General features: G+C 68.4%; 5 protein-coding genes and 1 pseudogene. 2 read left to right on the plus strand and 4 right to left on the minus strand.

Translation table 11 applies throughout. The annotated features are described in order from the left end of the window. Positions 1-3: 3 nt before the first annotated feature. A complete protein-coding gene (locus KS423_RS07765; protein ID WP_224276508.1) occupies positions 4-1,962 on the minus strand; it encodes a Hint domain-containing protein in 1,959 nt (652 codons plus the stop codon). Beyond that, complete coding sequence (locus KS423_RS07770) at positions 1,959-2,606, minus strand: sensor domain-containing protein (RefSeq protein ID WP_224276510.1); 648 nt, start codon at positions 2,604-2,606, stop codon at positions 1,959-1,961. The genes KS423_RS07765 and KS423_RS07770 overlap by 4 nt, the downstream gene beginning before the upstream one ends. A 509-nt stretch (positions 2,607-3,115) precedes the next feature. Between KS423_RS07770 and KS423_RS07775 the strand changes: the two genes are divergently transcribed. Next, a complete protein-coding gene (locus tag KS423_RS07775; protein WP_224276511.1) occupies positions 3,116-3,670 on the plus strand; it encodes an SMI1/KNR4 family protein in 555 nt (184 codons plus the stop codon). Positions 3,671-3,765: 95 nt separating this feature from the next. On the opposite strand, the pseudogene KS423_RS07780 reads toward KS423_RS07775, so the two are convergent. Continuing rightward, positions 3,766-4,358 (minus strand): annotated as a pseudogene (locus KS423_RS07780) (transposase); the annotation flags it as partial. Positions 4,359-4,596: 238 nt separating this feature from the next. Between KS423_RS07780 and KS423_RS07785 the strand changes: the two are divergent. Next, the gene (locus tag KS423_RS07785) at positions 4,597-6,156 is read left to right on the plus strand and encodes an RICIN domain-containing protein (RefSeq protein WP_224276512.1); all 1,560 of its coding nucleotides are present in this window, start codon (positions 4,597-4,599) and stop codon (positions 6,154-6,156) included. A 401-nt stretch (positions 6,157-6,557) separates the two neighbouring features. Here KS423_RS07785 and KS423_RS07790 read toward each other — a convergent pair whose 3' ends face one another. Next, positions 6,558-7,040 (minus strand): hypothetical protein, encoded by a 483-nt coding sequence (locus KS423_RS07790; protein WP_224276514.1) that lies wholly within the window; start codon positions 7,038-7,040, stop codon positions 6,558-6,560. Positions 7,041-7,742: the final 702 nt, after the last annotated feature.

Below are 7,742 nucleotides of genomic sequence, written 5' to 3' on the forward strand. Positions count from 1 at the left end.
CGCCTATGGGATTGGCATGGAGGGAAGGATTCGGACTCGACCGATAGTGCTCATGGCACCCCCTTGGAGGGCGAATGCGTCGATTCCGCCGCCACCGTCGGCCAGATGCTCAATTCTACTCTCCGCCGGAATCTGATCGGACCTGATCACGGCACGTACCAGCGTATAGGGACCTTCTTGGGGAAAAACCCCATAAGCAGACTTGGCATAGAGGGCGGCACCTTCGGGAGTCGAAGAGAAGTACTTTGATTCGATTCCCGGCGCATTTTGAAAGCGTCGCGTTTCTAGAATCTGCTTTAGCTCTTCATCCTTCACTGCGCGATATACGTATTGCTCGCCTTCTTTGGGCTTAGTCACCCCGCACGCATTGTGTACGAGCACTGGCGTGGCCCCTGCCAGCACATAGTACGTGTGTACGCCGTTGATGGTGAGGTTGTAGGCCGTGACGTCCTGCGGGTAGGTGCGGGTCGAGGTGATCCTGGCTGTCGAGCCGTCGGGCTCACGCAGTTCGTCGCCGGGTTTGAGGTCGATCGCGTTGGTGAACCGTCCGGTGCCGGCATTCCAGAAGGGGTGCCGGCCGGTCGCATGCAGTGTTGCGCCGTTGCCGGTGGTGATGTCGACCATGGTGTGCGGTCCGGTGTGCCGGATTGCCGCGGTGACCGTGCGGGGTGCGGTGTTCCAGGTGGTGGTGTCGGTTGCGCGGACCTGGGTGCCGGGGGTGATCTGTTCGATGGGCAGGGTGCTGCCGTCGGCGAGCAGGACGGGTGTCCCGCCGGTGAAGCTGTTGGGCTCGCAGGTGTTGAGGGTCTCGGCTTCGTCGATGATCTTCTTGCCGCCGTTGGCGGCGGTGGCCTGACCGCCCTTTGCGAGTGCTCCGTTGAAGGCCTCCTGCCCGGGCCCTGTCTCGCTGTCAGCGTCCTGGACCTGGAGGGCCTTGTAGTGGCCGTTGGGCTTCAGTACCAGGGCGTCGTACGTGGCCACGGGGTTGAGCCGGGCGAGGTCGGATGCGTCGAGGCGGTTGACGGCGCCCGGGGTCAAGTAGGCGGTGACGGGCCGCTTGTCGACCTTGACGTCGTTCGTCCTCGCGTACGCGTCGATAGCGGCGTTCTTGCCGGCCGGGGAGCGGGCGTCACCGCCTGTGGACGGCGCGCCGGTGCCGTGGGCGGCGGGCGGGCGGGGGGCGTCGGCTCCCCGGGCCATCTGCGTCGGGGCGGGCGGGGTGTCGATGAGGCCCTGGTTTGCGGTGGCCGCGTCCTGCAGGATCTGCCGGCGCTGGGACACCAGCTGCTGTGATTCGTTCTGGAACGCGGTGGCCTTCGCGCCGAGGGCACGTGCCTGGGCGCCGAGCTTCACGGCCTCGTCGGCGAGTTGGGACTGTCTGGCGCTGGCCTTCGAGAGTTCCGGTTCGATCGCGGCCCGTTCCGCCTGGAGCTGGGACGCTTCGGCGTCGAGTTGGGCTTTCTCTGCGTCGTACGCGCTCGCGGCCGCGGCTTCGGCGGGCAGCTGGAAGACTCGCTGCGCGGCGTTGTGCGCGGCGATCCGGGCGTTGAGGGCGGTGATCTTGGAGAGGAGGGCGGAGGCCTTACCCGCGGCGGTGGAGGAGTCCTTGGCTGCGGCCTCGGAGTTCGCCTTCAGGGCCGCGGTGCTCTCGGTGAGTTTGCGGGTCTCCGCCGCCAGTTCGCTCGCGCGCTGGGGCAGGGTCCCGATCTGCTGGTCGAAGGCGGTAATCCGGGCGTTGAGGGCGGTGGGGTAGCTCGCGCTCGGCCGCAGGGGCTCGGGCACGGGAGCAACGGCGGCCGGGGCGGTCAGTGCGGCGACCGGCGGATCGGCCGCCGGGGCGGCCGCGCTCTTACCGGCCGTCGGTACCGGCACCAGCGCCGCCAGAAGAATCAGGCACACGCCTCGCCACGCGGCGCCCGGAACGCGGATTGCCTGTGGGCGTGTCGGTCGCCGGGCGGTCATGCGGTCACCTGCCCGGCGATCCGGTCCGCGATCCGCGCGACGGCTGGCCGGCCGTCGCCCGCCGAGCAGAGCGCCACCTGCAGGACCGTCCGGCCCTTGAGGCGGGCCTGGCGGTGGCAGGCCCAGCCGTCCCCGGCGTCCTGCGTCGCCGTCCAGCCGATGGTGTCCGGGGTGACGGTGTCGGTCCTGTAGCTCCACGTCGATGCACTGCCGTCCGGATCGGTCCGCACAGCGGCCGGGCATCCCCGGAGGCCCTCGTCCAGCCTGCGGAACGCGGCAGAGGCCTTGCCCTCGTCGGGGTAGACGCCGATGACCTGGGTCACCGTGTGGTCGCCCGCCCCCGCCGCGTCCTGGTAGGTCGCCGACAGGAACGCCGTCCACTCATGCCCGTAGACCGACCTGGTGGCCGGTCCTGCCGCCTCCGCGCAGCCCGCCGGCGCGACCGCGACCGCCTCGGGAGGCTCACTGCCCCGCGGACCGGCTACCAGCGTCGTCCCGGCTAGCCTGCTGACCTCGTCCGGGACGAGCAGGTCCGCCTGGACCGTCCCGGCCGCCACGTGCAGGTCCCCGCCCTCCAACGCCCGCAGCCACCACCATCCCCCCGCGACCGCCAGCCCCGCGCACACTGCGGCGGCGACCGCCACCAGCAGTCTCCGCTTCGCCCGGCCCGGAGGAGTCGGCCCGTCCGGCCCCGATTCTCCCAAGGAGGCCGACGGCGCCGCCAGGCCCGCGGGCAGCGGACCCCGATCGTGCTCCGGCCCCGAGGGACGGGGCACGACACCTGCCGCACCCTCGCTGGCCGGACCCGCCTTCGGCGGCGCGATGATGAAATCGGACTCCTCGGCCACGCCCTGCCTCCCATGACACAGCGTCAAATCAGCAAGTACGGTCACGTTTTGTGGTTTTTGCCGATGCACAGAGTGGCCGATCTGGTCCGCCCTGGCAAGCCCGTCTCTGCTGATTTGAGGCCCAGCTGAGCATTCCGTTCGGAGCTCATTCGGCTGTGGCTCTGTTCACGAGAACGGACAGCACATGTTCAGCACTTTGGGAGTCGCTACGGTCAGCGCCTGTTCGATGTTCGCCAGAGTGGGCAGCGCCGCCTGAATCGGGGCCGCAAGATCAAGATGTCGGACGGCCATGCCAGCATGCTCCCGTGACAATCACACCTGATCACCGTCCCGATGAGGCCACGCTCGACTTCCTGCGTTCGGCGTTCGCGTCTGAGTGGCGCGAGCCGGCCCCGGGCCACGATGGAGTCGCGGCCGGGGAGGCCGAGAACCGGGTGACACTTCCGGAGCCCTACCGGACCTTCATCGCGGAGATCAGCAACGGCAGCAGCCTCGGTCCCCCGGAGGACGGCGGTCTTCAGCCGCTGGGTTGGCTGCCGGCGGGCTGGCCGGACATGGGCCTGCGGTACCCGGGAGAGCCGTTCCCTCTGGATGAGGCGTGGGCGTGGGAGGACGACGAGACGGCCGATGCCGACGATCCACGCATCGACGCCGTCTTCACCCATGGGTCAGTCGTCCTCGGAGCCGAGGACGGGCCGTCATTCTGGCTGCTGGTGACGACAGGACCCCGCCGCGGTGAGATCTGGATGGTGTCCGACGTCGGAGCCATCCCGGCGCCGGACGCCGACGCGAGAAGCTTTGACGGCTGGGTGCGGCACTGGCACTCGGGTAACGACTTGGCTCGCCTGAGCGCGACCTGAAGGGCCGCTGACAGCCGTGTAGTTCGATTCCGGCAGGCGATCAACTGACTCCCGAAGTGCTGAACATGTGCTGTCCGTTCTCGTGAACAGAGCCAGGTCAGGATGAACACCAACGGGCGGCACCTTCGCCCGCCGCCGCAATGGACCTTGCTAGTCTGCCCACCCCTGGAGCGTCCGAGCAGGGCTTCCTTCAGCCGGAGCTTGCGCCGACGCCGGATGCGTCGCGATTCTTCCCGTTTCGGGTCACCTTCGGCATCCCGCCCGTCTTGTTCCTCCGGGCCTCCCCCTTTTGTCGGGCCTTCTGCGCCTCCTCGGCGGCCTTCTCCAGGACGGCCATGGTGTCGGAGCCGAGGTGCATCCCGGCGGCGTCGTGGTGGGCCCGCACGGTGGTGGAGTCCACACTGACCAGGGACAGGTCCACCTCGCCGCGCTTCGCTGCTTCCGCGATCAGGCCCTCCATCAGGGCTTCGAAGACGCCGGCGTCCCGCCACTGCCGGAACCGATTGGAAACGGTCGACCAAGCACCGAACTCCCTCGGCATCTCCCGCCACTGCCCGCCCGTCCTGAACCGCCAGATCACACCCTCGAACTGCTGCCGCAGCCGCTCCGGGTACGGGCCGTACTCGCCGATCGGCAAGTACGGCTCGATCAACACCCACTCCGCATCCGTCAATTGCGCTCGCGTCACGCACCACGGTCTACCGGATGACCCGCCGCGAAGGTGAATCGTGCAAATTGATCACGACCGAATACGTGCCCTAGGGCCGGCCTGCACAGAGCAAAGGACAGGTTGCCCGAGCGGCACGATGGGACGGCTGTGGCCGTGCGCCCCGCGCACGCTTCCGCGCGCTCCTTCCGCGAGCCGGACCGCACGCCGATCATGGACATGCTAACCGGAACGATCACCTACCCATGAGAGGACCGCGATGGCCATACCCCTGCGCACGCGCCTGACCCGCATCGCCACGCTCGGCACCGCACTCCTCGCCGCCGTGGCGGCCGTCCCGCTCGTGGCGACCCCCGCCGTGGCCGCCGCCGCGAACCCGATCTGTCTGAGCGGCCAGCTCCTCTTCGACTACCAGGCGGCCGAGGAGGGCCCGTCCAAGCCCACCCGGACCAGGCCCGTCCGCAACGCCAACATCCAGCTGTGGGGCCGCGAGAAGCCCACCGACCCCGCGCGCCGGCTCAACGTCAACGTGGCCTACGACTACACCTCGTACCTCGACGGCTCCTACAACCTCTGCTACACCCCCACCACCACGACGACGATGAGCAGCATGTGGGTGCGGTTCGACGCCGAGAGCTCCCGGCTGTGGAGGACCGCGGACGCCAACGGCACCACGTACACCCTGGACTCGCCGGTCCGGGAGAACGTCTCCGCGAGCACCTCCCTCGGTGTCCTGAAGCCCTCGGCCCAGACCTCGCGGGCCTGGCACGCCTTCGACACCCTCAACCTGCTGTGGTGGAACCGCACCAACCCGGTCAGCCTGTGCTGGAGCACGCACGAGCCGAACAACTCGGCCTGCACCGAGCTCACCGTCAAGTGGTACCCCGGTTCGACCGACGGGCCGCTGTACCTCGACAAGACGGTCTACCTCCCCGACGCCGACCCCGACGCCGAGCACGTCGTCCTGCACGAGGGCGGCCACTTCCTGATGGACCGTCTCTACAACGGCGCCATGCCGCCCGACAGCATCTGCACGCCGAACATCATCTGGACGGCCAGCTCCCGCCCCTGCGCGTGGGTCGAGGGCTTCGCCAACGCCACCGCCGCCTACCTGCTCGGCGACAACCGGTACGTCTGGGCGGACGGGAGCAGCAGCGCCTACGTCTACGGTGGCGGCTGGGACACCGGGGACCAGGTGCCCGGAAACGTGGCCGGCTCGCTGCTCGACCTCTGGCGGCAGGTCGACGGCGGCTGGCAGGGCACCATCAAGGCGTTGACCGGGAACAGCCCGGCCAGCTTCGCCGAGTACTACAGGAATGTCCGGCCCGCCGCCAACCCGCCGCTCGCCACCACGGGCACGGCGCTCGACCAACCGGCCCGACACACCGTCCACTACGCCGTGACGGCCGTCGGCGACGGCAAGTACCACGGCCTCACCAACGGCTACAACCTCGCGCTGAGGCGGGTGGACCCGTGCTGGGTGGGCTCCAGCTCCCGGACCGACATGACCGCCTACGACGCGTCCGTCCCCGAGCAGCGCTGGAAGCTGGACGCCAACGCGGACGGCACGGTGCGGATCTCCGACGGCTGTCCCACCCCGCGGGCCCTCACGTCCTTCGGGCAGTACAACTCGGTCGCCGCCCAGACGTTCGACCCCGCGGACCCGAAGCAGAAGTGGACGGTCACCCAGAACGATAGCGGCACCCTGACCTTCACCTGTCAGGCGACCGGCCTCGTCCTCAGCACCACGAGCACCAATGCGACCGTCAGGCAGGCGCGCAGCAGCGACAAGACCCAGCGCTGGGCCGTCCTTCCGTAGACAGGCATGGCGGGCCGAAAGCTGCCACCCATCGCCCGGGGCGGGAAGTCGGCGGGGCCGACTTCCCGCCCCGGCATGGCACTTCTTCAGTGGCTCCGTCGGTCCGACTCTCCTCTTCGCCGCCGGCGGCCGGCAGTGCTTCGTGAGAGCGGTCAGTACCGGGGAGTTCGACGATCTCCGTCAGTAGCCTGCCTCGCCGACTTCCCTGACGAGGTTGGCATCAATGAGCGGGGATTCCACCCCCACACGGGCCTTGTCGCGCGGCCGACGCCGCCAACCACGGCTGGGCCCGCGAGATCGAACGCCAGCACTGCACGGCCAGCCGCATCGAGAAGCTGCTGACCAACCTCGCCAGCCAACTTGACGACCCGACCGACAACCTGGAGAAGGGGCACCGCTGATCAGCGAGTCGGGAAGGAAGCCAGAGCAAGGTCCCATTGGTCAGCTGCGTGAAGCAGCGCATCCGTATCCACCCGCACCTCCACGGCGTACTGGTAGATGTCCGCCCCGTCATCGCCCTGCTGCCATGGCGGGGCCGCCTCCAAGGACAGGTGAACGCGAATCATCGCCCCACTGTCGCTTCGATCGGCGAGGCTAACAGCCAGGACCGGCTCGACGAACCATGTGTCCGGGGACAACCAGCCTTCGGCATCAGGTCCGGCCACAGCCACTGTCCCCGCGGCCACCGCACGCAACCAAGCGGACACCTCACGGGCTTCACCGGTCAGCAGACACGGATCGGCAAAGGACCAGCTGCCCTCGGGAGTCGTCACCGCCCCACCGACGACCAGCCAGTTGTCGTCGTATGAGTCACCCCGAACCTCGGGGAACTGATACCGCAGCAGGCTGAGCTCGACACTGCTCGCATGATCGCTCAAAAGCACTGCCACAGGATGTCACGGACTCTCCCGGCGCTGCAGAGCGAGGGTGATCGCCCTCAAATGCACACCCCCAGACTGACGCCACCAGACCGCCAGATCCGGCCCTCACCGAGGCCGCAGCCGGTAGCCCGCGACAACGAGTTGCAGCGCAGGCGTCACCGAACTGCAGCACCGGGCGTCACGGGGCTGCAGTTCGGTGACACCCGAGTGCACACCCGCCGGGCCAAGCGGCCCGGCCACACCCGAACCGCACCCGGATACCAGCCGAACGGCGTCTGCGCAGCCCGTGTGAAGTTGCATTCCGTTGTCGCGGTGAGCTGCAGCAGTTTGTCGTGACGCCTGGGAGGCCGGTGCCTGGTCAGGGGTAGTGGTGGCCGGTGCGGCGTCATCGTGGTGCGGTTTCCAGCGTCATGTAGATGACGTTTCCGTCGGTCGGTATCGTGCGGTTTCCCATGCGCCGGAGGTTGCGACCGAATCGACCGACAGCGAAGGCAGTTCCCGGCCCGTGTTCCGCCGGGCGCTGTCCGCGCTCTTTGAAACGTGACCCCCTATCACCACTGTCGGCGGTGAAGACCTAACCTGCGCGTTTCACTTGGGGCCGTGTCCGGATCATGAGCGGGAACGCGAAAGTGCCTTCTGAACTGGGATGATGAGGCTTGTCTAAGGTCTCTGTCAGCCCAGCAGGAAGGCACTTTCTACGTGCAC

Origin of the sequence: Streptomyces sp. LS1784, assembly GCF_020103755.1 — a bacterium.
Lineage (GTDB): Bacteria > Actinomycetota > Actinomycetes > Streptomycetales > Streptomycetaceae > Kitasatospora.

Coding starts and splice junctions, on each gene's coding strand:
- KS423_RS07765 (WP_224276508.1), bottom strand. CDS start 1,962: ATGACCGCCCGGCGACCGACACGCCCACAGGCAATCCGCGTTCCGGGC.
- KS423_RS07785 (WP_224276512.1), top strand. CDS start 4,597: ATGGCCATACCCCTGCGCACGCGCCTGACCCGCATCGCCACGCTCGGC.